The organism is Curvibacter delicatus NBRC 14919 (assembly GCF_001592265.1).
Lineage (GTDB): Bacteria > Pseudomonadota > Gammaproteobacteria > Burkholderiales > Burkholderiaceae_C > Hylemonella > Hylemonella delicata.
In genome coordinates this window covers 63267-89170 of the sequence record NZ_BCWP01000007.1, presented here as the reverse complement: position 1 = coordinate 89170, position 25904 = coordinate 63267, and the positions used below count along the sequence as shown (strand labels likewise).

Genomic DNA, 25904 nt, shown 5'->3' with positions numbered 1-25904 from the left:
ATCCCATGAAGACCACCTTGCATTTCCAGGATGCCGACACTTTCTACGAGCAATTGCTCGACGCCCATACCGGACTGGGCCATGAACAGTCAGCGCTGCTGAACGCCCGGCTGATCCTGCTGCTGGCCAACCAGATCGGCAACCGCGAGGTGCTGGCGACCTGCATCGAGGCCGCCCGGCAGCTGCCGGACTGATCAGCGGCCTGCGCTGCTGGCAGGGTCTGCCGCCGAGGCACTGGCGCGTGCGAACTGCGCCGGTGTCTGGCCGCGCCAACGCCGGAAGGCCCGGACAAAGGCGTTCTCGTCGGAAAAGCCCAGCTTCTCGCTCACGGCCGCGGCAGACTGCCCGCTGCGCAGCGCCTGCACCGCCATCTCATGCAGAAGCGCTTCGCGCAAGCCTTTGAATGAAATGGCTTCGGCGGCCAGCTTGCGGTTGAGGTGCCGGCCGCTCATGCCCAGTTGCTCGCCGATGCGCTCCTTGCCCCAGCGGGGGTGCTCACGGATCAGTTGCTGCACCCGCGCCGAGACGCTGCCCTGCTGCAGTGAGGCCAGCATGTCGTCGGCAATCGACCGCAGATGGGCATGCAACTGCATGCCGGCCTGGATCAGGCTGCAATCAAGTGCACTAGCCTCCATGCCCACGCCATTGGCCGTCTGCTCAAAACAGACCGGGCAACCGAGCAAGGCCTCGTAGGCAGCCACATCGCCGCGGGGCGCATGCATGAAATACACCTCACGGGGCCGGAAGCGGCCATTTGTCATCCAGCGCGCCAGGCTGATCACACAAGCCAGCACCGCCTCCACCCGCTGCGCACGGCAGACCGCGTAATCCGGCGTGTAGCGCAGCACCACGCCATGGGCATCCGTCACGATGTCGAAACGGGCGTTGTCGCCAATGATCGGCGCGTACTCGGTCAGCACCTCCAGGCCGTCACCCAATGTGTCGCAGCTCAGCAGCAACATGCCCACGATGTCCAGGTGGCCCGCCTGCAAGTCACCGCCCAGGCGCAGCGCGGCCAGCGGGTCGGTGGCGGCCTCGGCGAACAGGGTCCACAACGCATCCTGCTGGGCCATCGGCACCCGGCTGTGCTGCGTCAAGGACTCGCGCAAGGTCTCGGGCAGGCTGACGCCCTGGCGTTGTGCGGCCTCGACGATGGCCTGGGTGAACCGGGCCGTAACGCTGAATGAGTCTTGCATGGCGGTTGATGCCGATGGCTGCCTGTCCCGAATTGATGGCTGCCTGTCCCGAATGGTGCGGGACGGCAGCGCGAGTTTGCCCTAAAGTTTCGGCACGTAAAAAAAGATCGGGGCAGCCGTCGCGGATGGGCCCTTGAGCCTACCAAAACGAGGAGACACATCATGGCGCCCATTGACCAGGTGCAGCTGAGCTTCAACCCGCAGACCCTGACCCTGCTGAACACCGTGCTGGGGCTGGTGATGTTCGGCGTGGCGCTGGAGCTGAAAGTCGACGACTTCAAGGCCGCACTGAAAACACCCAAGGCACTGGCACTGGGCCTGTTCGGCCATCACATCCTGTTTCCGGCCATGACCTATGTGCTGGTCTGGCTCCTCAACCCCCTCCCCAGCATCGCACTCGGCATGATCCTGGTCTCGTCCTGCCCGGCCGGCCACATCTCCAACTTCCTGGTGCATTACTCGAAGGGCAACACCGCGCTCTCGGTCAGCGTGAGCGCCTTGTCCACGGCGGTGGCCCTGGTCATGACGCCGCTGAACTTCGCGTTCTGGGGCAACCTCAGCCCCGTCACCAGCGGTCTGATGAAGCAGGTGGCCATGAGCCCGTGGGAAATGCTGGAAGTCATCGTGCTGCTGCTGGGCGTGCCGCTGGTGTTGGGCATGTGGGTGGCGCGCCGCTACCCGGCTTTCGCGCAACGCATCCAGAAACCGATGAAGATCCTCTCGCTGCTGGTGTTGGTGGGTTTCATCGTCGGCGCGCTGGCGGCCAACTTCAAGCACTTCCTGGCCTACATCCAGTTCGTGCTGCTGGTGGTGTTCATCCACAACCTGCTGGCGCTGGTGACGGGCTACAGCCTGGCAACGGCGGTAGGACTGCCGGAGCGCGATCGTCGTGCCATCACCTTCGAGATGGGCATCCAGAATTCCGGGCTGGGCCTGATCCTGATCTTCAACTTCTTCAATGGCCTCGGCGGCATGGCCATCGTCACCGCCTGGTGGGGCATCTGGCACATCGTGGCCGGCATGACACTCGCCACATTCTGGAAAAACCGCGCGCCTGACGGAGCCACATCATGAGCGGGCACCGCATCCTGGTCACCGGGGCCGGCGGCTACCTGGGGCGCCAGGTGCTGGAGCGTCTGGCGCAGTTGCCCGCCTCGCAGCGGCCTGCTGTACTGGTGGCCCACGACCTGCGCGCGCCAGCACAGGCGCTGCCCGGCGTCACGTACGAGATGGGTGACATCCGTGCCCCGGCGTTGCATGAGCTGATGAGCCGTCACCGCATTGATACGGTGGTGCATCTGGCCGCCATCGTCACCCCCGGACGCAAGAGCCACCGTGAACTCGAATACGACGTGGACGTGAACGGCACCCGCAATGTGCTGCAGGCCTGCGTTCAGCACGGCGTACGGCGCATCATCGTCTCCTCCAGCGGCGCCGCCTATGGCTACCACGCCGACAACCCGGCCTGGCTGACCGAGGACATGCCCCTGCGCGGCAACGAAGTCTTCGCCTACGCACACCACAAACGGCTGGTGGAGGAAATGCTGGCCGACTACCGCGCCCGCCATCCGACACTGGAGCAGGTGGTGCTGCGCATCGGCACCATCCTGGGCGCCACCGTGCGCAACCAGATCACCGACCTGTTCGAAAAGCCCCGCCTGCTGGCGATTGCCGGCTCCGAGAGCCCCTTTGTCTTCATCTGGGACCAGGACGTGGTGGCCATCATCCTGCGCGCCATTGGCGACGGCCCAGCCGGCATCTACAACGTGGCAGGTGATGGCGCCCTGACCCTGCGCGAGATCGCGGCCCGCCTGGGCAAGCGCCGCCTGGTGCTGCCAGCCTGGCTGCTGCAGGGCGCGTTGGCCCTGCTCAAGCCCTTGGGCCTGACCCAGTACGGGCCGGAGCAGCTGGACTTCCTGCGCTACCGGCCGGTGCTGCTCAACACGCGCCTGAAAACCGTGTTCGGCTACACACCACGCTACACATCGGCCGAGGTGTTCGAGATCTACCGCCAGGCCCGGGCCGCCCAGAGCCGCCAGGCGCCACGCCCATGACGCAGCGCAGTTTCAGGGGCAAGACGGTGGTCGTCACCGGTGCTGCCGGCGGGCTCGGCCGCAGCCTGTGCCTGCGCTTCAGTGAGGCGGGCGCCCGTGTCGCCGCCTTGGACCGCGATGCGAACGGCCTGCAAACCCTGGCACACGAGCTGGCAGCACAAGGCGGCGAGATCCACACCCAACTTTGCGACGTCACCGACGCAGCTGCCTGCGCCGCAGCCATGCAGGCCGTCCATGCCCGCTGGGGCGGCATCGACGTCCTCGTCAACAACGCCGGCATCGCCCACCGCAGCGCCTTCGCTGCCACACGCCTCGACGTGATCCGCCGCGTCATGGACGTCAATTTTTTCGGTGCCGTGCATTGCACGCACGCCGCCCTGGCCGATCTGCGCGCCGCGCGCGGCCTCGTCATCACGATCTCCAGCGTCGCCGGTTTTTCCCCGCTGATCGGCCGTACCGGCTACGCCGCGAGCAAACATGCGCTGCATGGATTTTTCGACAGCCTGCGCGCCGAACTGGCCGACGACGGTGTCGGCGTGCTGCTGGTCTGCCCCTCGTTCATCGACACCGGCATCGACCAGGCCGCACTGGGTGGCGACGGTCGACCCGCAGGCCATTCCCGCCTGACGACCGGCCGTCAGGCCACGCCGGACGAAGTAGCCCAAGCCATTCTCCAGGCCGCCTCGCATGGAAAAACGCTGCTGCTTTTCAGTGCCACCGCGCGCCTGGCCTGGTGGCTGTCGCGCTGCTGGCCCAACCTGTATGCCGCTCTCATGCGGCGCCGTCTGCAAGGCGAAATGAGAACACAACACCAACAAGGAGGAGACTGACATGAAACCATGCTTGGCACACAACGTACCGCGGGCGGCCCTGATCGCTGCCATGACGGGCCTGCTGACACTGGCAGGAATGAACGCCCAGGCCCTGACGCTCAAGGTCCAGACCGAAGATGGCCGGGCCGCCAGCCTGGTCATGGTGACGCAGGCACCACAGCCGCCGGCACGCATCGACGATTCGGACAACGGCTACCCGGCCTCCGGCAAACTGCAGCAGGGCGCTTTCGAGCGCACCCGCTTCACCGATGCACAAGGCCAGGCCACGCTGGCAGACACGCGGAGCGCCTTCGAGCTGCGCTTGCGCAAGCCGGGTTACCAGGACTTGAAGCTGTCGTCGAAAGACTTGGCCGCCAACCCGGTGCTGACGCTGAAGGCCGAGAAGGATGTCGCAGCACTGGCCCAGCAGCGCCCCTCCAACGCCTGGACGGCGACGCTGGAAAAAGCCGTGCCGGATACCGCGATCCGCAAGGAGTTCCTGCTGCATTGCGGCTTCTGCCATCAGCAGGGTTCGGCCTTCCTGCACCGCGAGCGCAGTGCCGAAGAATGGGAAATAACGATCAAGCGCATGGTGCGTTATGGCTCGCGCCTGTCGAGCGAAGCGCAAAAGGAATTGCCCGCGCTGCTGGAGAAACACTGGAAGAACATTGCGGCCCACCCGGAGCTGGTACCGGCGTCCACACCATGGCGCGAGCATCTGGCAGGGGCGCAGATCACGGAGTTGCCGCTGGGCGACCGCTTTTCACAGATGCATGACTTCCTGATGCACAGCAACGGTTTTGTCTACATCGGCGACAACCTGCAGGACCGGCTGTACGAGGTGAACCCCGACACCGGCGCCTATACGGTCTACAAGATCCCGCCCGTGGCCGGTGACCAGCTCGGTGGCCTGCTGGCCGGCCGGCTGCGTGACTTCCCGAAACACGAGACCTACCAGGGCATCCATTCGCTGGCCGAGTCGCGCAAGGACGGCCACGTCTTCATCACGCCGTCCTACCAGCGCCGACTGATCGAGTTCGACCCTGTGAACAAAACCTTCAAGACGCACGAGATGGACAGCGGTTTCTACCCGCACACCGTGCGCATCGATGCCCAGGACCGCGTCTGGTTCACGCTGGCGCTGTCCAATCAGGTCGCCATGTTCGACCGCGCCACGGCCAAGTTCACCACCTACGACCTGCCGTTTCGCAGCGTCATGGAGAAGCTCACCGTCAAGCTGACGCCCTTCTTCTTCAAGCTCATCGGCTGGGGCCTGCCCATCACCAACTGGGTCAAGATCGACCACGTCTCCACCGGCGTGCCGCTGCCCTACGGCATCGACATCACACCCGACGGCACCGTCTGGATCGCACGCCTGCACACCGACGAGATCGCCTCCATCGACCCGGCCAGCGGCAAAGTCACCATGATTCCCACCCCGCTGCACGGACCACGCCGGCTGCGCAGCGACCGCGACGGCAACCTCTGGATCGCCATGTTCAACGAATCGGCCATCCTGCGCTACGAGCCGGCCAGCGGCAAATTCACTACCTTTGACATGCCGGTGCTGCCCAAGGGCAGCGACACCCCCTATGCCCTGAACGTGGACCGCCAGCGCCACCAGGTCTGGGTCACAGGCACCAATTCCGACTCGGCGCAGTGCCTGGACATCGCCAGCGGCACCTGGCGCTTCTACCCGCTGCCGCGGAAGGCCACCTTCACGCGCGATGTCGAGTTTGGCAAGGACGGCCGCGTCTTCCTCTCCAGCGCCAGCTTTCCGTCCTGGCACATCGAGGATGCTCAGCCGACATTGATCCAGCTGCAGCCCGGCAGCGCGAAGTGAGCTGATGCGCCGGCACATTCCATTCCTGCTGTCGTGCCTGCTGGCCTTCACCGCCGGGCACATGTTCAACTACACCGTCATCCTCTACCTGCAGGAGGCGGTGGGGTCGGACCTGCTGTCCGGGCTCGGCTTTGGCCTGGCCTTCGGCAGTTCGATCGTCTTCGGCTGGTTCGGCGGCGTGCTGTGCGACCGCATGGCACCGGGGCGCGTGATCCACGGAGCCCAGGCCCTGTTCCTGCTGGGCCTGGCCTGTCTCTGGTGGGCGGACACCGGTGCTGCCGCCGGCCAGCGGGCGGCCTGGGTACTCACGGGTGCTTTCGCCGGTGGCCTGGCCTGGTCCTTTGTCGGCCCGGCACGCCTGACGGCACTCGGCCAGCTCGCCTCGGCCAGCGAACTGCGGCCACTGACCATCGTCTTCAACCTGCAGGTGCTGCTGGGCTTCGGCCTGGCCCCGCTGCTGATCGGCCTGATCCGCAGTGCCCATGCCTGGCCTGCCGTGCTGGCCACGGCGGCGCTGGGTTTCGGGTTGTCGTCGGCACTGCTGCTGCGCCTGCGCACCCACGCCAACCCTGTGCCGTCGTCGCAGTCGGTGTGGGCCGATATCGCCGAGGGTTTCCGTACCGTCGGGTCCGCGCCGCTGCTGCGCCAGCTGATGCTGGCCGCAGTGATCGGCTACGCCATGACCGGGCCCCTGCAGATCCTGCTGCCGAAACTGGCACGTCAGCAGCTCGGCCTGACGGAAGCGCAACGGGGTGCCTACCTGGGGCTGCTGGCCATCAGCCTGATCATCGGCGGCGTGCTGGCGCTGGTGCTGGCCCGGCGCCTGCACCATGGCCGCACCATCCTGGGCGGCGTGGCGCTGGGCGGCCTCATCTTTGCCCTGCTGGGCGCTATTGCGTCGCCGCTGTTGTCGGCCCTGGCCCTGGCCTGCGTCGGCATGCTGGGCGGCATGGTCATCAGCCTGGTGGTGGCCGGCATCCAGACGCAAGCCCCCGAGGCCCTGCGCGGGCGGGTCATGTCGATGTACGCCATCACCTCGCAGGTGCTGCCGGCCGTGTCGGGGGTGGCCGCCGGCGCGCTGGTCAACCAGGCGGGGCTGGTGCCGGCCATCGTCGGGGCCGGTCTGGCGCTGGCGGGCCTGGCGGCCGCTGCCGCCCTGACCATGCCGGTCCTGCGGCGTCATGCCGGCCGGTGACACAGGGCACAGGTACCGGCGGGCCAAGCCGGTCGATCGCATAAAATTGCCCATCTCCTCGCCCTGCCACACTTGGGGCGCCATGGCACCCTGAATCGCATTGCAGGGTGCCGCTTTTTCCGATCCGAGCCATCTCCATGAGCGATACCGTCCAGCAGCCCGGCCTCAACAGCCTGTCCAAATCCTTCGAACCGGCCGCCCTTGAGGCGCACTGGGGCCCCGAATGGGAACGCCGCGGTTACGCCGCCGCCGGCTACCGCGGCACCGGCACCCCAAAGGACGGCGCCCCTTCGTTCGCCATCCAGCTGCCACCGCCCAATGTGACGGGCACGCTGCACATGGGCCACGCCTTCAACCAGACCATCATGGACTCGCTCACACGCTACCACCGCATGGCGGGCGCCAACACCGTCTGGGTGCCGGGCACCGACCACGCTGGCATCGCCACGCAGATCGTGGTGGAGCGCCAGCTGCAGGAACAGAAGATCAGCCGCCACGACCTGGGGCGCAAGAACTTCGTGGCCCGTGTCTGGGAGTGGAAGGAGCAGTCCGGCAACACCATCACCACCCAGATGCGCCGCATGGGCGACAGCGTGGACTGGAAGCGCGAGTACTTCACCATGGACGACAAGCTGTCCAAGGTCGTCACCGAAACCTTCGTCCAGCTCTACGAGCAGGGCCTGATCTACCGAGGCAAACGCCTGGTGAACTGGGACCCGGTGCTGCAGTCGGCCGTGTCCGACCTCGAAGTGGAAAGCGAGGAGAAGGACGGTTCGCTCTGGCACATCGCCTACCCCTTGGCCGACGGATCCGGTTCGCTGACCGTGGCCACCACCCGTCCCGAGACCATGCTGGGCGACGTGGCCGTGATGGTCCACCCCGAGGATGATCGCTACAAGCATCTGATCGGCAAGATGGTGACGCTGCCCCTGGTGGGCCGTCAGATCCCGGTGATTGCTGACGCCTACGTGGACAAGGAATTCGGCACCGGTGTGGTCAAGGTCACGCCGGCCCATGACCCCAACGACTACCAGGTCGGCCAGCGTCACAAGCTGGAGCTGATCTGCGTGCTGACGCTGCAGGCCACCGTCAACGACAACGCGCCGGAGAAATACCGCGGCCTGGACCGCTTCGTGGCACGCAAGGCCATCGTCAAGGACCTGGAAGCCATCGGCGCGCTGGTGGAAACCAAGAAGCACAAGCTCATGGTGCCCATCTGCACCCGCACCGGCCAGATCGTGGAGCCCATGCTGACCGACCAGTGGTTCGTCGCCATGAGCCAAGTTGGCAAGGGCGACCCGACCGGCAAGAGCATTGCGCAAAAGGCCATCGATGCGGTGGACAGCGGCGCGGTGAAGTTTGTGCCGGAGAACTGGGTCAACACCTACAACCAGTGGATGAACAACATCCAGGACTGGTGCATCTCGCGCCAGCTCTGGTGGGGCCACCAGATCCCGGCCTGGTATGACGAAGACGGCAACGTGATCGTGGCGCGCAACGAAGCCGAAGCGCAGGCCAAGGCCCCCGGCAAGAAGCTCACGCGCGACGAGGACGTGCTCGACACCTGGTACTCCTCGGCACTGGTCCCCTTCTCCACCATGGGCTGGCCGGAGAAGACGCAGGACTTCGACCTCTACCTGCCCTCCAGCGTACTGGTCACCGGCTACGACATCATCTTCTTCTGGGTCGCCCGCATGATCATGATGACGACCCATTTCACCGGCAAGGTGCCGTTCAAGCATGTCTACATCCACGGCCTGGTGCGCGACGCCCAGGGCCAGAAGATGAGCAAGTCCGAGGGCAATGTGCTGGACCCGGTGGACCTGATCGACGGCATCGCACTGGCCCCGCTGCTCGACAAGCGCGTCGTCGGCCTGCGCAAACCCGAGACCGCACCCCAGGTGCGCAAGAACACGGAGAAGGAATTCCCCAACGGCATTCCGGCCTTTGGTGCCGACGCGCTGCGCTTCACCTTCGCCTCGCTGGCATCGCTGGGCCGCAACATCAATTTCGACAGCAAGCGCTGCGAGGGTTACCGCAACTTCTGCAACAAGCTGTGGAACGCCACGCGTTTCGTGCTGATGAACTGCGAGGGTTACGACTGCGGCCTGAAGGAACACGGCGCCGGCGAATGCCTGCCGGGCGGCTACCTGGAGTTCAGCGCCGCCGACCGCTGGATCGTTTCGCTGCTGCAGCAGGTCGAGGCTGACGTGGCCCAGGGTTTTGCCGACTACCGCCTGGACAACGTCGCCAACGCGATCTACGACTTCGTCTGGAATGAGTTCTGCGACTGGTACCTGGAAATCGCCAAGGTACAGATCAGCACCGGCAACGAGGCGCAGCAGCGCGGCACGCGCCGCACCCTGATCCGCACGCTGGAAACCATCCAACGCCTGGCCCACCCACTGATTCCCTTCATCACCGAAGAGCTGTGGCAGAAAGTGGCGCCGGTCGCCGGTCGCAGTGGTGAGTCGGTCAGCATCGCCGCCTACCCGGTGAGCCAGCCCGAGCGCATTGACACGGCGGCCATGGCCCAAATCGCCAAGCTCAAGCAACTGGTGGATGCCTGCCGCAACCTGCGCGGCGAGATGAAGGTGTCCCCCGCCACCCGCCTGCCGCTGTATGCCGTCGCCAGCAACACCGCCGAAGCAGCCTTCCTCCAGCAGTCTGCCCCGGTGCTGCAGGCACTGGCCAAACTGAGCGAAGTCAAGGTGTTCAATGACGAGGCTGCCTGGGTTGCCGCGGCGCAAGCGGCCCCGGTGGCAGTGGTGGGCGAAGCCCGCGTCTGCCTGCACATGGAAGTGGATGTCGCAGCCGAGAAGGTGCGACTGGGCAAGGAGGCCGAGCGCCTGCAGGCCGAGATCACCAAGGCCAACGGCAAACTCGGCAACGAGGCCTTCGTTGCCAAGGCGCCGCCCGCCGTGATCGAACAGGAAAAGAAGCGTGTCGCCGACTTCACGGCCACCCTGGAAAAAGTCAAAGAGCAGCTCGGCCGATTAAAGTAACACCCCTGTGTCGGCTATCGCCGCCTCCCCCTCAAGGGGGCCACGCCAGTGGCCCGGCAAAGCCGGTGCCACGGCGTTCCCCCAATGAAGTCACCACATGTTGAGAGAGCTGCGCGCATGAACAACAAAGTCAAAACCGCCGTCTTTCCTGTGGCCGGTCTGGGCACCCGCTTCCTGCCGGCCACCAAGGCGGCGCCGAAAGAAATGCTGCCGGTGGTGGACAAGCCGCTGATCCAGTACGCCGTGGAAGAAGCGTATGCAGCGGGCATTCGCCACATGGTGTTCGTGACCGGGCGCAACAAGCGCGCCATCGAAGACCACTTCGACACCGCCTACGAGTTGGAAAACGAACTGGAACAGGCCGGCAAGCAAGCCCTTCTCGACCTGGTGCGCTCGGTCCAGCCGGAGGACATGCTGTGCTCCTATGTGCGCCAGCCGCGCGCACTCGGTCTGGGCCATGCGGTGCTGTGTGCCGAACACCTGACCGAAGGCGCACCCTTTGCCGTGCTGCTGGCCGACGACCTGATGATCGGACCGACCGGTGGGCAACCGGTGCTGGCACAAATGGTCAACACCTTTGAACGTCTGGGCAATTCGGTGATCGCCGTGCAGGAGGTGCCGCAGGAACACGTGCGGCGCTACGGCATCGTGGCCGGCACCGCCGACGGTGAACGCCTGCTCAAAGTCCGTCAGATCGTCGAGAAACCGGCGCCCGAGCAGGCACCGTCACGCATGGCGGTGGCCGGCCGTTACGTCCTCACCCCCGCGGTGTTCGAGCAGATCCGCCGTCAGCCACGCGGTGCTGGCGGCGAGATCCAGTTGACGGATGGCATTGCCGGCCTGCTGGCCAGCGAAGCCGTGCACGCCTACCAGTACCAGGGCAAGCGCTACGACTGCGGCAGCAAGGAAGGATTTCTGGAGGCAACCGTGGAACTGGCTCTGGCCCACCCGGAAGTCGGCCAGCATTTCCGCGATTACCTGCGGGCGCTGATGGTCTGAGTCAGCGCGCCGGCATCAGCGGCGGCGCAGGACGTGGATGTAGTCCTGGCCTTCGGTGGCTTGCTCAACCAGGTCATTGCCAGTCTGCTTGGCGAACGCCACGAAGTCGCGCACCGAACCCGCATCGGTGGCGACCACCTTGAGGATCTGGCCGCTCTGCATTTCGGCCAGTGCCTTCTTCGCCTTGAGGATGGGCAGGGGGCAGTTCAGGCCGCGGGTATCGAGTTCTCTGTCAAAGTTCATCACAATTCCTTCAATTGCTTTAATTTTAAGCAATTTCTGACCCAAGTTCAGTGCACCACGACAGGCTCGGAACCTTTGCCGGTAAAGACGATGTGGCCGGCTTCGTCCACCGAAAACACCCCGGCGTCAAAGTTGCGCTGCAAGCGCCTCGTGTGTTTGCCGAACATCAGGTCCACCGTCCCCGCCACACCCAGATCAATCGCTACCCGTGCATCGCGCACCAGCGCCAGCTGCTGCTCCAGTTCGTCCTTCTCCTTGATGGAATGGGCCCACAGCTGGACGGCATGCTGCCAAGAGGCTTTGGCGCGCGGCAATATCCCTTTTGGGTCACCATGCTGCATCAGGTGCTTGACCACCTTTTTCAGGTTCTCCTGATCAGCGCTCTGTTTCTCGATGATCTGCTCCAGCTCCTGGTAGCGCGCTTCCAACACAGGATTGACGCCCACCTGCACACTGGTGACACCACTGGACTCCGCGCCGAGCAAAGGCGTTTGAATCAACATCATGCTGCGGGCCGAACCACCCACCAGCCGCCCGCGTTGCGGCGACTTCACGCCGATCAGAATCTGGTTGAGGGCCTGCAACTCGCTTTGCAGGACCATGTCGTCAATCGCGATCACCGTACCGGCATGGATCTGAGAATTTTCGACAAAACGCGCTGCCACCGAACCGGAAGCCCGCACCTTGGCATGCGCGATGATGCCGGCGCCCACCACAACGTTACCGCCGGCCTCCAGTTCACCTCCTTCGACCGTACCCGTCACCGTGATATCACCGGTGACATGGACCTTCATGCCCGACAGGACGTCACCCTCGATCCGCGCTGAACCATCGTAAGTGATGTTGCCGCAGTCCATGTCGACGTTGCCGAGCGCCAGAACCTGCTCCACCATCACACCGTGGTCGACATACACCGGCTGTCCCTTGATTGCTGCGACCAGCACATTGGGGTCATCGCTTGCCTGGGAAACGCCACCGAGCTTGTCAGCAAAGGAATGGTCGTGGCCAGGCGTGGCTGGCAGCGTCGTGCCGCGCACATCGCGGCCCTCGACCCCCATTGTGGCCGGGACACGCTGCATCAGGGCCGTGCCGGGCTCCACGGACGGGATGTCGCCGTGCTCACGAAAATCAATCAGGCCCTGCGCATTCACTTTGGGCGCACGATCGCGGGCCAAGTCAATCAGCTTCTTGAACTGGGCGTCTTCACCGTGCACTGGCGCCATACCCGTGGCAACCAGCACACGGGCAGGTTCAGTCGCATTGCACACCAGCTGAAACGCAGCCTCGTCAATGCCGAAGATCACCCCCGCGTCTTCCAGTGCCCGTGCAATGTCATCACGCGCCAAGGCCTTGCCGCCATGGGCAGGCACCACATTGACCCAAGCACAGGAGGCATCCTGGGCGATATCCAGCATGAAACTGCCATCGCGTCGCTCGGCCACCGTCACCTCGAACTCGGTGGGCACCGTGTTGTAGCGCGCCACCAGCGTTGCCAAGGCAGCCTCCAGCAAAAACCAGTGGCCATAACCGGCCTGGTTCAGCAGGGTCCGCAAGGTCTGCTCATCCAGTGACGGTCGATCGACCCCAGCCTGGACTTGCGCCACCAGCTTGTCGTCGTGCTCGACGAACACCAATCCTTGAAAGCCCGTCATCAGAGAATCCTTTTTCGACTGCCTCCGACATCGCCCAATGCCGGCACCGAATCAGCCCGAGAGCCATCTGCCGCGAGTGTACGGGCATCGGGCAGCCGCCCGACCTGTGACTTACCCGTGGGACCAGTCGAAAAACTGCGGCGTATGACCGCGCGACCGCAACCAGTCGGCCAGGGCCGAGCCTGTGCCACCGGGCCAGCATTTGACCGTCTCGAGCGAGAACAGCCGGTAATCCACCAGCTCGGGGGACAGACTGACCTCGCCTTCGCAGCGGGCGTGATAGGCCACGATGACCTGGTTCATGCGCTGGAAGTCGTAAACGCCGATCAGGTTGAGTTCAAGTGGCTCCAGGCTGGTTTCCTCGCGGATCTCGCGCGCGATACCGTCCTGCGGCGTCTCGCCGGCCTCCATGAAACCGGTGATGAGGGCGTACATCTTGCCGCTCCAGGCGGCATTGCGTGCCAGCAGGATCTGCCCGCGGTATTCGACCACCGCCGCCAGCACCGGGGTGGGGTTGTTCCAATGCGTAAATCCGCAGACTGCGCAACGCAGCCGCGCCTTCTCGCCGCCATCCTCCAACTGCACCATCGACGCCAGCGGTGTGGCGCAGTTGGGGCAGAAACGGAATTCATGCGTCATGACGCAGCGTGGCAATCAAGCGGGAAAGACCCCGGTGGACAAGTAACGGTCGCCGCGGTCGCAGACGACAAACACGATGGTTGCGTTCTCTTCGCGCTTGGCAATTTCCTGTGCCACCCAGCAGGCACCGGCCGCCGAGATGCCGGCAAAAATGCCTTCCTCGCGTGCCAGACGGCGGCACATCTCCTCGGCATCGGACTGGCTGACGTTGACCAGTTCATCGACCAGGCTGGGTTCGTAGATCTTGGGCAGGTATTCCTGCGGCCACTTGCGGATGCCGGGAATACGCGAGCCTTCGCTCGGCTGCGCGCCGATGATCCGGATCTTGGGATTCTTTTCCTTCAGGAAGCGCGCCACGCCGGTGATGGTGCCGGTGGTGCCCATGGCGCTGACGAAATGCGTGATGCGCCCGCCGGTCTGCTCCCACAGCTCGGGGCCGGTGGTCTCGTAATGGATGCGCGGGTTGTCAGCGTTGGCGAACTGGTCCAGCACCCGCCCCTTGCCGCTTTGCTCCATCTGCGTGGCCAGGTCGCGCGCGTACTCCATGCCGCCGGACTTCGGCGTCAGGATCAGCTCGGCGCCGAAGGCCTTCATGGTCTGGGCGCGCTCGACCGACAGGTCCTCCGGCATGATCAACACCATGCGGTAGCCCTTGATGGCCGCCGCCATCGCCAGGGCAATGCCGGTGTTGCCGGAAGTCGCCTCGATCAGGGTGTCGCCGAGCTTGATGTCGCCACGCTCCTCGGCGCGCTTGATCATGGACACCGCCGGCCGGTCCTTGACCGAGCCCGCCGGGTTGTTGCCTTCGAGCTTGCCCAGAATCACGTTGCCGCGCGCCGCGTTCTCGGCAGCACCAATGCGTTGCAGTGCCACCAGGGGGGTCTTGCCGATGGCGTCTTCAATGGTCGGATACTTCATGCCCACACTGTGCCATAATTTCGGTCTTGCCTTCCTCCCTGCCCGGGTGGTGAAATTGGTAGACGCAGGGGACTCAAAATCCCCCGCCGCAAGGCGTGCCGGTTCGATTCCGGCCCCGGGCACCACCTCCTTGAACAACCCGTTCGTCGGCACTCACGAACCGGCACGCCCAAGGCGGCATGTGAAGCGCACTGCCTGCGCGGGTTTCGATTCCGGCCCCGGACACCACTTCTTGATTTTCCAATGCCTGTTCCCTTCGCGAACCGGCACGTTCCCTTTTCACTCGGCTGCCAGCAAACCCTCACGCACCGTCGGGTAATGCAGTGTCACCCGCAGTTCGCGCTTGAGCCGCGTGTTGTCCATGCGACGAGATTCGCTCATGAAACTCAGCAGCATCAGCGGCAGCTTGTCCTGCGCGGTCGTGCGCGGCACGCGCGGTGGGTGCGGCAGGCCGTAGAGGTCGGCCGCGAGATCGAAATAATCACCCATCTTCAGCACCGTGTCGTCGTTGACGTTGTAGACGCGCTGCGGTGCACCACGCCACAGCGCGGCCACGCAGGCGCGCGCCAGATCGTCGGCATGGATGTGGTTGGTGTAGACGTCATCCTCCGCCTTCAGCACCGGTGTGCCTTTGAGCAGGCGTTCGCGCGGCGTGCCGCCTTCACGGTCCGGTGCGTAGATGCCGGGAATACGCAGCAGGCTGGTGCGGGTGCCGGCACTGCGGCCGAAAAAACGTGCCGCCCGCTCGGCAACAACACGCCGCTGGCCGCGTGGTGTACGGGCTTGGGGCAAGCGGGTTTCCGCCACCCACGCCCCTGCGCAATCGCCGTACACACCGCTGGTTGAACCATAAACCAGCGCGCCGGGCAGTGACCGTTGCCGCAACACGTGCAGCAAGGCCTGGGTGCGCGGGTCACCCCAGCCCTCGGAAGGCGGTGGCGCCAGGTGCAGCACACGCGTGGCCAAACCAGCCAGGCGTTGCAGCGTGGCCGGCTGGTCGAGGTTGCCGGCCAGCGGCGTGATGCCGCGTGCACGCAGCTCGGCCTGGCGCGACGGTGAGGACGTCAGCGCCAGCAGACGCACCCGGCCCTGCAATTGGCGTGCCGCACGCAGGCCGACATCGCCACAGCCGACGATGAGCACACGCTCGCGGCGAAAGCGCGCTGGCAGCGCGCCGAGGGGGCTTTGGTTTGAGGGCAAAATTCCAACCTTTGCAATCTGATGGTTCAAGGATAACGAAAAGATGTCGAGCAGTGACCCCACCAGCTTCCAGGTGACCGTGCAACCCAGCGGCCGCGCCTTCAGCACCAGCGCTGGCGAAGCCATCCTGGCCGCCGCCATCCGCTCAGGGGTCGGCCTGCCCTACGGCTGCAAGGACGGCGCCTGCGGCTCCTGCAAGTGCAAGAAGCTCTCCGGCAGCGTGGTGCACGGCCCGCACCAGGACAAAGCCCTGAGCGCGGCCGAAGAAGCCGCCGGCCTGGTGCTGACCTGCTGCGCCGTGCCGCAAAGCAATGTGGTGCTGGAGTCGCGCCAGGTGACCGAAGAAGGCGCCTACCCGGTGCGCAAGATGCCGGTGCGCGTGAACCAGTTGGAAAAGAAATCGGACGACGTGATGGTCGTGCGGCTGCAGCTGCCGGCCAACGACAGCTTTGCCTTCCATGCCGGCCAGTACGTGGAGTTCCTGCTGCGCGACGGCGCGCGGCGCAGCTACTCCATGGCCAACGCACCGCACACCCTGGCCGCGGCCAAGGAGGCCACGCCGCCAGTCGGCCCCAGCATCGAGCTGCACATCCGCCATATGCCGGGTGGCAAGTTCACCGACCACGTGTTCGGCGCCATGAAGGAAAAGGAAATCCTGCGCATCGAAGGGCCGTACGGCAGCTTCTTCCTGCGCGAGGACTCGGCCAAACCCATTGTGCTGCTGGCCTCGGGCACCGGCTTCGCGCCGATCAAGGCCATCCTGGAGCACATGCAGCACCAGGGCATCACCCGCCCGGTCACGCTCTACTGGGGCGGCCGCCGTCCGGCCGACCTTTACATGCACGACTGGGTGGTGCAGAAGGCCGCCGAGATGCCCAACCTCAGCTACGTCCCGGTGGTCTCCAACGCCCTGCCGGAAGACCACTGGCACGGCCGCACCGGCTTCGTGCACCAGGCCGTGCTGCAGGACCTGCCCGACCTGTCGGGCCACCAGGTTTATGCCTGCGGCGCCCCGATCGTGGTGGACTCGGCGCGACGCGACTACACGGCACAGGCCGGTTTGCCGGAAGACGAGTTCTTCGCCGACTCCTTCACAAGCGAGGCAGACAAGCATGGCGCGTAGCGCCATGCTTGCGGCGCAGCCAAGTTAAGCTGCATGGCAGCGGCCGTAGCCACAAACTCCACGACTGAGCCCCCCGGATGTTCACCCTCTTAGGAGCATGCCAATGAAACGCAGACCCCTTCTTCTTGGCGCCGCACTGGCCCCGTTCGCTGGCGCCAGCCTGGCACAGACCAAGCCGATCCGCCTGATCGTGCCCTACGCCGCCGGCGGGCCGATCGACATCACGGCGCGTGCCCTGGCCGAACGCGTGAAGGACACCCTGGGCACCGTCATCATCGAGAACCGGCCCGGCGCCGGCGGCAACATCGGTGCCGATGCGGTGGCCAAAGCGGCGCCGGATGGCCTGACCATCGGCATCGCCGCCACCGCCACCCATGCGGTGAATCCCTGGCTCTACAGCCGCATGCCCTACAACGCGGCGACCGACTTCGCACCCATCACGCAGATGCTGCGTGTGCCGAACGTGCTGGTGATGAACGCCGACTCCGCCAAACGGCTGCACATCAACAACCTGCGCGACCTGATCGCTTATGCCAAGGCCAACCCGGGCAAGCTCAACTACGGCTCCGGCGGCAACGGCAGCGCCGGCCATCTGGCGGGCGAGATGTTCAAGGCGCAGGCCGGCATCTTTGCCGTGCACATCCCCTACAACGGCGCCAACCCGGCGCAGCTGGCGCTGCTCAGCGGCCAGGTGGACTTCAACATCGACAACCTGGCCAGCGCCGCGCCCAACATCCGCAGCGGCAAGCTCAAGGCGATTGCCGTCACCACGCTGCAACGCGCGCCGGCCCTGCCCGAGGTACCACCGATGGCCGAAACGCTCAAGGGTTTTGCCATCGACACCTGGTGGGGCCTGGTGGCGCCGGCGGCCACACCGAAGGACGTGATCGCCAAACTCAACCAGGCTTTCGTGGCCGCACTCAAGGCGCCAGAAACGCACACCCGCTTCGCCGCCCTGATGGCCGAGCCGGTGCCGAGCACGCCGGAGGAATTCGGCGCCTTCATGCAGCGCGAGCGGGCGCGCTACGAGCGCGTGGTGAAAGCGTCAGGCGCCAAGGTCGATTGAGGGATTGAAAGTCTTTTAAGGCTTTCAGGCCGTCCTGACGGCGCGGACAGCTATCAAATTCATAGCTGAACGCCAAACTTGCGCAGCAGCGGCAGCAGGGCCAGGTAGCACAGCACGGTTGCGGCGCTGGCCAGCCCCAGGCTGAGCCAGAAGTTCAACCCCTGGCGCAACAGCAACGGCAGCAGCAGGAACAAGACCAGCGAGGGCAGCACCAGCCAGAAGATCTGGCTCGACAGGCCGGCGATCTCGCTCGCCGGTGTGCCCTCCACATGCAGCCAGACAAACGCCAGCAAGGAAGTCAGCGGCAGCGAAGCCACCAGCGCGGCAAAACCCGAGCTGCGCTTGGCGACCTCGGTGATGACCACGATCAGCAAAGCTGATACCAAGACCTTGAGCGTGTAGTACAGCATGCTCAGACTGGCAACGGGTTGGAGACTTCGATCAGATTCAGGTCCGGATCACGGAAGTAGACCGACAGGATCGGCCCTTGCGCGCCGGTGCGCTGCACCGGGCCTTCGGTCACCGTCACGCCGCAGGCGACCAAGTGGTTTTGCACTTCGGCCAGCGGCACCGAGGTGAGAAAACACAGGTCGGCCGAGCCCGGCGTCGGCCACTCGGCCTTGGGCTCGAACTCGCGGCCGGCCTGGTGCAGGTTGATCTTCTGCACACCAAAGGCCAGCGCCTTGCGGCCAGCGCCGAAAGTGACCACCTCCATGCCGAGCACGCGCTGATAGAAGGCGCATGTGGCCTCGATGTCGGCCACGGTCAGCACCAGGTGGTCCAGGCTGTCGATCTTCATTCTTTAAAGCTCCAGGCTGTCTGCAATCGCCTTGATGCCGGCCTTGGCGCAGGACTCGTCGGCTTCGCCGCCCGGCCCGCCGGAAACGCCGATGGCGCCCACCAGCGTGCCGCCGCCTTCAATCGGCAGGCCACCGCCGGCCGCCACGACGCGCGGCACATGACGGATGCCGCTCATGGCCTTGCCGGGCTGGGTGTCCTTGCCAAACTCCAGCGTGGAGGTCTTGAAGCTGGCCGCCGTCCAGGCCTTGTCCATGGCCACGGTCGGCGTGTGCGGGCCGGCAAAACGGTCGCGCAACAGCACCTGCACCAGTCCGTTGCGGTCGGTCACGGCCACCGCGATCTGGTAACCCTGCTTGCGGCAGGCCTCCAGCGCCACCTGGGCCGCTTTCAGCGCGGCCTCGGGGGTCAGCGTCCTGGTCTGGAACACGGCCTCCTGTGCCAGCGCGCTGCCCGTCAGGCCCAGCACGATAAGGGAAAGGGTGATGCGTTTCATGGGAGCTCCTTCAGGTCTGTGAGACAGAGGCACATCGTAGACCTCACGTCTAGCGGTCGGCGGCAAACCTGAGCGAGCCGCTGCGTTATTCGCCGAGGTAGGGTGGTGGCTCTTGTTTTTTGGAATGAAGATACTGCCTCAACGTTCGACGTAGGGGTTAGGCAGTGTCAAGCGATCTTTCGCCACTTCTTGAAGGCAGCGATATCCACGGGTAAAAGGTTGAACCACTCACCTTCCCCTCGCTTATCTGCAAATCGACGGTGCCAGTACGCTTCGACACCGATTGGATCGTCAGTCTCGATTGCATGAAGAGTGCTTGGCGGTATCGGAATCTTGATGCCTAGCTCCCACTCACGTCGCCCTATAGAGTTTGTACGACCAATCTTGAAGTGACGACCGGATTTCATCAAATAGACGTAGCCGGTGAGAGCCTTCTTTTCCTTCTCCTTGATGTATGGCTGAGGACCTGCCTCTTGCTCTGATGGGAGAAGGGAGAGGACATCCGCGAATTGGTTCTCCTTACAGTACTCACGAACAGCGGTGAGCAAAGCGGTCTTGCTACCAATACCGGAAAACACACTGTGGCTCGGAAACGATGGATCGCTACGCGCTTTGACTCGTAGTTCAGCATGCAAGGGAACATGGCCGAGCTCACGGATGAGTGACACGTACTTCTGCAGAACCACTGAGCGATCAAATTTTCGGGCGAGCTCATTTGGGGCAAAGCCTGCCTCCTGCAGTGCGTCGCCCCAGCGAAGCCAAAGGTGGGGATACCATTCGCCCTGGCGAATGCCCGTTTCCTTCTCGAAACGTTCGCGACCAGGCGGACGCCCTCCGCTCATGGACGCAAGGCGTTTGATCTCAGCGATGACGTGGCGCTTGTCCATGAGTTGCACAGCCTAACGTGATTTCGTAATCATTTCCAGAATATAGCCATGAAGTCTTTGGCCACCTAGCGGGCGCATGCATCGCCAGCCCGGCACTCACATCAAGACCAGAACTCACTCCCCCAGATAAGCCGCCCGCACCGCTGGGTCGTGCAGCAGCGTCTGCGCCGGGCCGCTGAGCGTGATCTGCCCCGACTCCATGACGTAACCCCGGTCCGCAATGGCCAGTGCGCGGCTGGCGTTCTGCTCCACCAGCAGGATGGTGACGCCCTGCGCTGCCACGTCACGGATCACCTCGAAGATCTTGTCCACCATCACCGGCGCCAGGCCCATGGACGGCTCGTCCAGCAGCAGCAGGCGCGGCCGGCTCATGAGGGCGCGCGCCATGGCCAGCATCTGCTGCTCGCCGCCACTGAGCGTGCCGGCCAGCTGGCCGTGGCGTTCCTTCAGGCGCGGGAACAGGGCGTACATCTGCTCGGTGTCGGCGGCGATCTGCGCCTTGTCGTCGCGGCAGTAAGCGCCCATCTGCAGGTTCTCGGCAATGCTCATGCGCGTGAACACACCGCGCCCTTCCGGCACCATGGCCAGGCCCTGGCGCACCAGGTCCCAGGTGCCCTGGCCGGCGATCGGGCGGCCGAGGTAGTGCAGCTCACCGGCGCTGGCCGATAGCGTGCCTGTGATGGCTTTCATGGTACTGGTCTTGCCGGCGCCGTTGGAGCCGATCAGGCACACCAGTTCGCCGGCGCGGACCTCAAAGTCGATGCCCTTGACAGCCTGAATGCCGCCATAGGCAACCTGCAGACCGTTGACTTGCAGCAAGGCCTCGTTGCTCATGCGGGCTGCTCCTGTGCCGTGGACCCGGCGCCGTGGCCGAGGTAGGCCTCGATCACCTGCGCGTTGCGTTGCACCTCGGCCGGCGTGCCTTCGGCAATCTGCTTGCCGTAGTCCAGCACGGTGACGCGGTCGCACAGGCCCATGACGAGCTTGACGTCGTGCTCGATCAGCAGCACGGTGCGGCCGTCATTGCGGATGCGGTCGATCAGTTCGCGCAACTGCACTTTCTCGGTGGCGTTCATGCCGGCTGCCGGTTCGTCCAGCGCCAGCAGCTGCGGCTCGGTCGCCAGCGCGCGCGCGATTTCCAGCCGGCGCTGGTCGCCATAACTCAGCGTGCGCGCCTTGTAGTCGGCCAGCTGGCCGATGCCGACATAGGCCAGCAGTTCGTGCGCACGCGCCGCAATCGCAGCCTCCTCGGCCTTGAAGGCGGGTGTGCGGAAAATGGCGCCTAGCAGGCCGGTGCGGGAGCGGATGTGGCGGCCCACCATGACGTTTTCCAGCGCCGTCATGTCGGCGAACAGGCGGATGTTCTGGAAGGTGCGCGCAATGCCTGCCTGCGCCACCTCGTGCACGGCGCTCGGCCGGTAGGGCCGGCCAGCGAGTTCGAACGTGCCGCTGTCGGGCGTGTACAGGCCGGTGATGACATTGAAGAAGGTGGTCTTGCCGGCGCCGTTGGGGCCGATCAGGCCATAGACCTGGCCGCGTTCGATGCGCAGGCCAACATCATTCAGCGCCTGCAGACCGCCGAAGCGCTTGCTCACACCGCTGACATTCAGGAGCACATCCGTCATGGTGTCTCTCCCTTGCTCTGCAGCGACTTGCCATGCTCGGGTGCCGGCCACAGGCCGCGCGGGCGCAGCAGCATGACGCCGATCATGGCCAGCGCAATCAGCAGCTGGCGCAGGATGGCGGCGTCAAGCCGGCCGCCGGTCATGGCCTGCAGGGGGCTGGCCACGTAGCGCAGCACCTCGGGCAACGCGGCCAGCAGCACGGCGCCGAGGATCACACCCGGCAGGTGGCCGAGGCCGCCCAGCACCACCATGGCGACGATCATCACCGACTCCATCAGGCTGAACGATTCGGGCGAGATGAACCCCTGGAAGGCGGCAAACATGGCACCCGACACGCCGCCGAAGGTGGCGCCCATGCCGAAGGCCAGCAGCTTCATGTTGCGGGTGTTGATGCCCATAGCCTTGGCCGCCACCTCGTCTTCGCGGATCGCCATCCAGGCACGGCCGATGCGCGACAGCTCCAGCCGGTGGCAGATGACGACGCTGACCACCACCAGTACCAGGAACAGGTAGTAGTAGAGGGTGACGGACGACAGATCGAAGCCGAACAGATTGAGCTTCTTGCCGAGGTCGAAACCGAAGAACTTGATCGAATCGATCTGGCCAATGCCCTTGGGACCGTTGGTCAGGTTGAAGGGCTGGTCCAGGTTGTTGATGAAGACGCGGATGATCTCGCCAAAGCCGAGCGTGACGATGGCCAGGTAGTCACCGCGCAGGCGCAAGGTGGGCGCGCCCAGCAGGATGCCAAAACCGCCGGCCAGCAGCGCCGCCAGCGGAATCACCAGCCACAGCGGCGTGTGCAGGCCCTGCGGGAACATGGCCGCAAAGAGCGGGAAGGTATCACTCAGGTGCGGCGAGGCCATCAGGCCGAACATGTAGGCACCGATGGCGAAGAAGGCGACGAAGCCGAGGTCCAGCAGGCCGGCATAACCGACCACGATGTTCAGGCCCAGCGCCAGCAGCACGAACAGCAACGCCATGTCGGCAATGCGGACCCAGGCATTGCCGAAGCCCTGCAGGATGAGCGGCAGCACCAGCAGGCCGAGTGCGGCGAGCAAGATGGTGAAAAGACGAGTGGACGACTTCATGCTCTGTCTGCCACTCGCTCGCCAAGTAAACCGGAAGGCCGCAGCGTCAGCACCACGATCAGCACGATGAAGGCGAAGATGTCGGCGTAGTGGCTGCCCAGCACGCCGCCGGTGAGGTCGCCGATGTAGCCGGCGCCGATCGATTCGATCAGCCCGAGCAGGATGCCGCCGACCACGGCGCCAGCCAGGTTGCCGATGCCGCCGAACACCGCGGCCGTGAAGGCCTTGAGCCCGGGCAGGAAGCCCATGCTGTGCTGCACCGTGCCGTAGTTGCCGGCCCACATCACGCCGGCCACCGCCGCCAGCACGGCGCCGATGACGAAGGTAGCTGAGATCACGCGGTCCGGCCGCACGCCCATGAGCGCCGCCACGCGCGGGTTCTCGGCGGTGGCACGCATGGCGCGGCCGAGTTTGGTGGCGTGCACCAGCCACATCAGCGCCGCCAGGCAGACGGCGGTCAGCGCCAGGATCAGCACCTGCGTCGGCGTGATGGTGGCACCCCCGATCGGGATGGGGTCGCTGGGCAGCAGCGCGGGGAAGGACTTGTAGTTGGGCTTCCAGATGATCATGGCCAGCGTCTGCAGCAGGATGGACATGCCGATGGCGGTGATCAGCGGCGCCAGCCTGGGCGCATTGCGCAGTGGCCGGTAGGCGATCTTCTCGATGCTGTAGTTGAGCGTGGCGGCCACCACGCAGGCGATCAGCATGGCCAGCAGCAGGATGAGCCAGCCCGGCGCGCCCGGCAGGGCGTCCTGCATCAGGCCGATGACGCTCCAGCTGGTGAGCGCCCCCACCATCAGCACCTCGCCGTGGGCGAAGTTGATCAGGCCGATGATGCCGTACACCATGGTGTAACCCAGCGCCACCAGCGCGTACATGCTGCCCAGCACCAGGCCGTTGATGATTTGCTGCAGGAGGATGTCCATTGAATTCCTAACGCAATGTCTGTGCCATCTGCGTCGGGTCCCACGCGTTATTTTTTCTTGGCGTCGTTCAGTGCGCGCAGTGTACGCATCTTCTCGGCGATTTTGATCTCCAGACCGCGTTCCACGGGTCGGTAGAAACCCGGCTCGGCCATGCCGTCGGGCAGGTAACGCTCGCCGGCGGCAAAACCACCCTCCTCGTCATGGGCGTAGCGGTAACCCTTGCCGTAGTCGAGCTCCTTCATCAGCTTGGTCGGCGCGTTGCGCAGGTGCATGGGCACCGGGCGCGTACCGTCCTTCTTGATGAAGGCCTTGGCCTCGTTGAAGGCCTTGTAGACCGCATTGCTCTTGGGCGCGATGGCCAGGTAAACCACGCACTCGGCCAGCGCCAGCTCGCCCTCGGGTGAGCCCAGCCGTTCGTACACTTCGGCCGCATCGAGCGCCAGGCGCAGCGCGCGCGGGTCGGCCAGGCCGATGTCTTCGCTCGCAATGCGGACCAGCCGGCGCGCCATGTAGCGCGGGTCGGCGCCGCCGTCGAGCATGCGCAGAAACCAGTAGAGCGAAGCATCGGGGTCGGAGCCTCGCACCGACTTGTGCAGCGCGCTGATGGTGTCGTAGAACTGCTCACCACCCTTGTCGTAGCGGCGCATGCGCTCGCCCAGCACCTTGAGCAGCCAGGCCTCGGTGATGGTGGTCTGCTTCTGCTGCTCGGCCGCCACGGCCAGCGTCTCCAGCGTGTTGAGCAGGCGGCGCGCATCGCCGTCGGCGTAGGCGATGAGCTTGTCGATTGCTACGATTTCGATAGCTGGCACCGCTTTGATATCAAGGGCCCGGGCCACAATTTGCTTCAAATCCTCTTCTGTCAGCGACTGCAGCACATAAACCGCCGCACGCGACAGCAGAGCCGAGTTGACCTCGAACGAGGGGTTCTCGGTGGTGGCGCCGATGAAGGTGAACAGGCCGCTTTCCACGTGCGGCAGGAAGGCGTCCTGCTGGCTCTTGTTGAAGCGGTGCACCTCGTCAACGAACACGATGGTGCGCTTGCCCTGGCCCAGCGCCACCTGCGCCTGCTCCACCGCCTCGCGGATGTCCTTCACGCCGCCCAGCACAGCGCTGATGGTGATGAACTGCGCGTCAAAGGCATCGGCCATCAGCCGTGCAATGGTGGTCTTGCCCGTGCCCGGCGGGCCCCAGAGGATGCAGCTGTGCGGCTGGCCCGATTCAAACGCGATGCGCAGCGGCATGCCTTCGCCCAATAGATGCTGCTGACCAATCACTTCGCCCAGTGTCCTCGGGCGCAGGCGCTCGGCCAGGGGCTGATGGGGCGAGGCGGTAGCGCTGTTCATGCCGGGAATTCTAGGGGGAATGGCCCCTCATCGGCCTGCGTGCATCGGTACTATTTAGGGCTAGGATCGGGCAACACCAATTCGCAGGGCATGATGAGACACATTGAAAGACACCGGACCCACCGCATCGGCTGGCTTCGGGCCGCTGTTCTGGGGGCCAATGACGGGATCGTTTCGACGGCGAGTCTGGTCCTGGGGGTTGCCGCGGCCGGTGCCGAAGCGAAAAGCATCCTGGTCGCAGGCATCGCCGGCCTCGTGGCGGGCGCCATGTCCATGGCCGCAGGTGAGTATGTTTCCGTCAGCTCCCAAGCCGACACCGAACGCGCCGATCTGGACCGGGAGCGCAAGGAACTGCAGACTGACCCCGCAAACGAACTCGCGGAATTGACGGCCATCTATGTGGCGCGTGGGCTTGACCCGGCACTCGCTGCCAGCGTTGCGGCGCAATTGACAGCGCACGATGCCCTGGGTGCGCACGGGCGTGACGAACTGGGCATCTCCGAGGTGCTGAACGCACGGCCGGTTCAAGCGGCCTTGGCGTCGGCCGCCACGTTTGCCGTCGGTGCCGTTTTGCCGCTGCTGATCGTCTTCTTGGTGCCGACCTCTGCTCTCCTGTGGGCAGTTTCCGGCTGCTCACTTTTCTTCCTTGCCTTTCTGGGGGCTGTGGCGGCACGCGCCGGCGGAGCCTCCATGCTGCAAGCGGCGGCGCGGGTCGCCTTTTGGGGCGCCCTGGCCATGGCGCTGACGGCGGGTGTGGGCGCCATCTTTGGGGTCGCCGTATGAGCCCTCCGCCATA

The 25904-nt window shown here is 65.0% G+C and carries 26 protein-coding genes and 1 tRNA gene; 12 read left to right on the top strand and 15 right to left on the bottom strand.

Going from position 1 to position 25904, the window contains the following annotated elements:
* Positions 1-5 precede the first annotated feature (5 nt).
* Positions 6-194, top strand: a complete 189-nt coding sequence (locus tag CDE01S_RS05380) for a DUF2783 domain-containing protein (RefSeq protein WP_066704733.1) — start codon at positions 6-8, stop codon at positions 192-194.
* Here CDE01S_RS05380 and CDE01S_RS05375 read toward each other — a convergent pair whose 3' ends face one another.
* Positions 195-1196, bottom strand: coding sequence for an AraC family transcriptional regulator (locus tag CDE01S_RS05375; protein ID WP_066704731.1), 1002 nt, complete (start codon positions 1194-1196; stop codon positions 195-197). It abuts the gene before it with no gap.
* Positions 1197-1358: 162 nt separating this feature from the next.
* Between CDE01S_RS05375 and CDE01S_RS05370 the strand changes: the two genes are divergently transcribed.
* From CDE01S_RS05370 to galU, 7 genes are all read left to right on the top strand, one after another.
* Positions 1359-2270 (top strand): bile acid:sodium symporter family protein, encoded by a 912-nt coding sequence (locus tag CDE01S_RS05370; protein ID WP_066704727.1) that lies wholly within the window; start codon positions 1359-1361, stop codon positions 2268-2270.
* Positions 2267-3250 carry an SDR family oxidoreductase gene (locus CDE01S_RS05365; RefSeq protein WP_066704726.1) on the top strand — a complete coding sequence of 328 codons (984 nt, stop codon included), beginning with the start codon at positions 2267-2269 and terminating at the stop codon, positions 3248-3250. The genes CDE01S_RS05370 and CDE01S_RS05365 overlap by 4 nt, the downstream gene beginning before the upstream one ends.
* On the top strand, positions 3247-4080 hold the full coding sequence (locus tag CDE01S_RS05360; RefSeq protein ID WP_066704725.1) for an SDR family oxidoreductase: 834 nt from the start codon (positions 3247-3249) through the stop codon (positions 4078-4080). The genes CDE01S_RS05365 and CDE01S_RS05360 overlap by 4 nt, the downstream gene beginning before the upstream one ends.
* A gap of 1 nt (position 4081) precedes the next feature.
* Positions 4082-5905, top strand: coding sequence for a Vgb family protein (locus CDE01S_RS05355; protein WP_157077049.1), 1824 nt, complete (start codon positions 4082-4084; stop codon positions 5903-5905).
* Positions 5906-5909: 4 nt separating this feature from the next.
* A complete protein-coding gene (locus tag CDE01S_RS05350; protein WP_066704724.1) occupies positions 5910-7100 on the top strand; it encodes an MFS transporter in 1191 nt (396 codons plus the stop codon).
* A 137-nt stretch (positions 7101-7237) separates the two neighbouring features.
* A complete protein-coding gene (locus CDE01S_RS05345; RefSeq protein ID WP_066704723.1) occupies positions 7238-10105 on the top strand; it encodes a valine--tRNA ligase in 2868 nt (955 codons plus the stop codon).
* Positions 10106-10222: 117 nt separating this feature from the next.
* Positions 10223-11104 (top strand): UTP--glucose-1-phosphate uridylyltransferase GalU, encoded by an 882-nt coding sequence (galU, locus tag CDE01S_RS05340; protein ID WP_066704722.1) that lies wholly within the window; start codon positions 10223-10225, stop codon positions 11102-11104.
* A gap of 15 nt (positions 11105-11119) precedes the next feature.
* Here the strand turns inward: galU and CDE01S_RS05335 are convergent, their stop codons facing one another.
* From CDE01S_RS05335 to cysM, 4 genes are all read right to left on the bottom strand, one after another.
* Positions 11120-11347, bottom strand: coding sequence for a sulfurtransferase TusA family protein (locus CDE01S_RS05335; RefSeq protein WP_066704721.1), 228 nt, complete (start codon positions 11345-11347; stop codon positions 11120-11122).
* 47 nt (positions 11348-11394) lie between these two features.
* The gene (locus tag CDE01S_RS05330) at positions 11395-12999 is read right to left on the bottom strand and encodes a flagellar assembly protein A (RefSeq protein WP_066704720.1); all 1605 of its coding nucleotides are present in this window, start codon (positions 12997-12999) and stop codon (positions 11395-11397) included.
* A gap of 111 nt (positions 13000-13110) precedes the next feature.
* Positions 13111-13638, bottom strand: coding sequence for an NUDIX domain-containing protein (locus CDE01S_RS05325; protein ID WP_066704718.1), 528 nt, complete (start codon positions 13636-13638; stop codon positions 13111-13113).
* Between the two features lie 15 nt (positions 13639-13653).
* Positions 13654-14556, bottom strand: a complete 903-nt coding sequence (gene cysM, locus CDE01S_RS05320) for a cysteine synthase CysM (RefSeq protein ID WP_066704716.1) — start codon at positions 14554-14556, stop codon at positions 13654-13656.
* A 40-nt stretch (positions 14557-14596) separates the two neighbouring features.
* Here cysM and CDE01S_RS05315 point away from each other — a divergent pair.
* Positions 14597-14681 (top strand) — tRNA-Leu (locus CDE01S_RS05315).
* Between the two features lie 154 nt (positions 14682-14835).
* Here the strand turns inward: CDE01S_RS05315 and CDE01S_RS05310 are convergent.
* Positions 14836-15756 (bottom strand): SDR family oxidoreductase, encoded by a 921-nt coding sequence (locus CDE01S_RS05310; protein ID WP_066704713.1) that lies wholly within the window; start codon positions 15754-15756, stop codon positions 14836-14838.
* A gap of 43 nt (positions 15757-15799) precedes the next feature.
* Here CDE01S_RS05310 and CDE01S_RS05305 point away from each other — a divergent pair, with 43 nt between their 5' ends.
* Together CDE01S_RS05305 and CDE01S_RS05300 are read left to right on the top strand one after the other, a co-directional pair.
* On the top strand, positions 15800-16879 hold the full coding sequence (locus tag CDE01S_RS05305) for a CDP-6-deoxy-delta-3,4-glucoseen reductase (protein ID WP_066704711.1): 1080 nt from the start codon (positions 15800-15802) through the stop codon (positions 16877-16879).
* Between the two features lie 103 nt (positions 16880-16982).
* Positions 16983-17945 carry a Bug family tripartite tricarboxylate transporter substrate binding protein gene (locus CDE01S_RS05300; RefSeq protein ID WP_066704709.1) on the top strand — a complete coding sequence of 321 codons (963 nt, stop codon included), beginning with the start codon at positions 16983-16985 and terminating at the stop codon, positions 17943-17945.
* 59 nt (positions 17946-18004) lie between these two features.
* On the opposite strand, the gene CDE01S_RS05295 is transcribed toward CDE01S_RS05300, so the two are convergent.
* From CDE01S_RS05295 to CDE01S_RS05255, 9 genes are all read right to left on the bottom strand, one after another.
* Positions 18005-18355 carry a DUF3147 family protein gene (locus tag CDE01S_RS05295; protein WP_066704707.1) on the bottom strand — a complete coding sequence of 117 codons (351 nt, stop codon included), beginning with the start codon at positions 18353-18355 and terminating at the stop codon, positions 18005-18007.
* Positions 18356-18357: 2 nt separating this feature from the next.
* Complete coding sequence (locus CDE01S_RS05290) at positions 18358-18744, bottom strand: VOC family protein (protein WP_066704705.1); 387 nt, start codon at positions 18742-18744, stop codon at positions 18358-18360.
* 3 nt (positions 18745-18747) lie between these two features.
* The gene (locus tag CDE01S_RS05285; RefSeq protein ID WP_066704703.1) at positions 18748-19239 is read right to left on the bottom strand and encodes a GlcG/HbpS family heme-binding protein; all 492 of its coding nucleotides are present in this window, start codon (positions 19237-19239) and stop codon (positions 18748-18750) included.
* A 167-nt stretch (positions 19240-19406) separates the two neighbouring features.
* Positions 19407-20126, bottom strand: coding sequence for a GIY-YIG nuclease family protein (locus CDE01S_RS05280; RefSeq protein ID WP_066704701.1), 720 nt, complete (start codon positions 20124-20126; stop codon positions 19407-19409).
* Positions 20127-20240: 114 nt separating this feature from the next.
* Positions 20241-20960: an ABC transporter ATP-binding protein gene (locus CDE01S_RS05275; RefSeq protein WP_066704700.1), complete on the bottom strand. Its 720-nt coding sequence runs from the start codon at positions 20958-20960 to the stop codon at positions 20241-20243.
* Positions 20957-21751: an ABC transporter ATP-binding protein gene (locus CDE01S_RS05270; protein ID WP_066704698.1), complete on the bottom strand. Its 795-nt coding sequence runs from the start codon at positions 21749-21751 to the stop codon at positions 20957-20959. The genes CDE01S_RS05275 and CDE01S_RS05270 overlap by 4 nt, the downstream gene beginning before the upstream one ends.
* Positions 21748-22839, bottom strand: coding sequence for a branched-chain amino acid ABC transporter permease (locus tag CDE01S_RS05265; RefSeq protein ID WP_066704696.1), 1092 nt, complete (start codon positions 22837-22839; stop codon positions 21748-21750). The genes CDE01S_RS05270 and CDE01S_RS05265 overlap by 4 nt, the downstream gene beginning before the upstream one ends.
* The gene (locus tag CDE01S_RS05260) at positions 22836-23765 is read right to left on the bottom strand and encodes a branched-chain amino acid ABC transporter permease (RefSeq protein WP_066704694.1); all 930 of its coding nucleotides are present in this window, start codon (positions 23763-23765) and stop codon (positions 22836-22838) included. Before CDE01S_RS05260 ends, CDE01S_RS05265 begins: the two co-directional genes overlap by 4 nt.
* Before the next feature lie 47 nt (positions 23766-23812).
* Positions 23813-25108 carry a replication-associated recombination protein A gene (locus CDE01S_RS05255; protein ID WP_066704690.1) on the bottom strand — a complete coding sequence of 432 codons (1296 nt, stop codon included), beginning with the start codon at positions 25106-25108 and terminating at the stop codon, positions 23813-23815.
* A 93-nt stretch (positions 25109-25201) separates the two neighbouring features.
* On the opposite strand from CDE01S_RS05255, the gene CDE01S_RS05250 reads away from it, so the two are divergent.
* Complete coding sequence (locus CDE01S_RS05250; protein ID WP_066704688.1) at positions 25202-25891, top strand: VIT1/CCC1 transporter family protein; 690 nt, start codon at positions 25202-25204, stop codon at positions 25889-25891.
* The last annotated feature ends 13 nt before the right edge of the window (positions 25892-25904 follow it).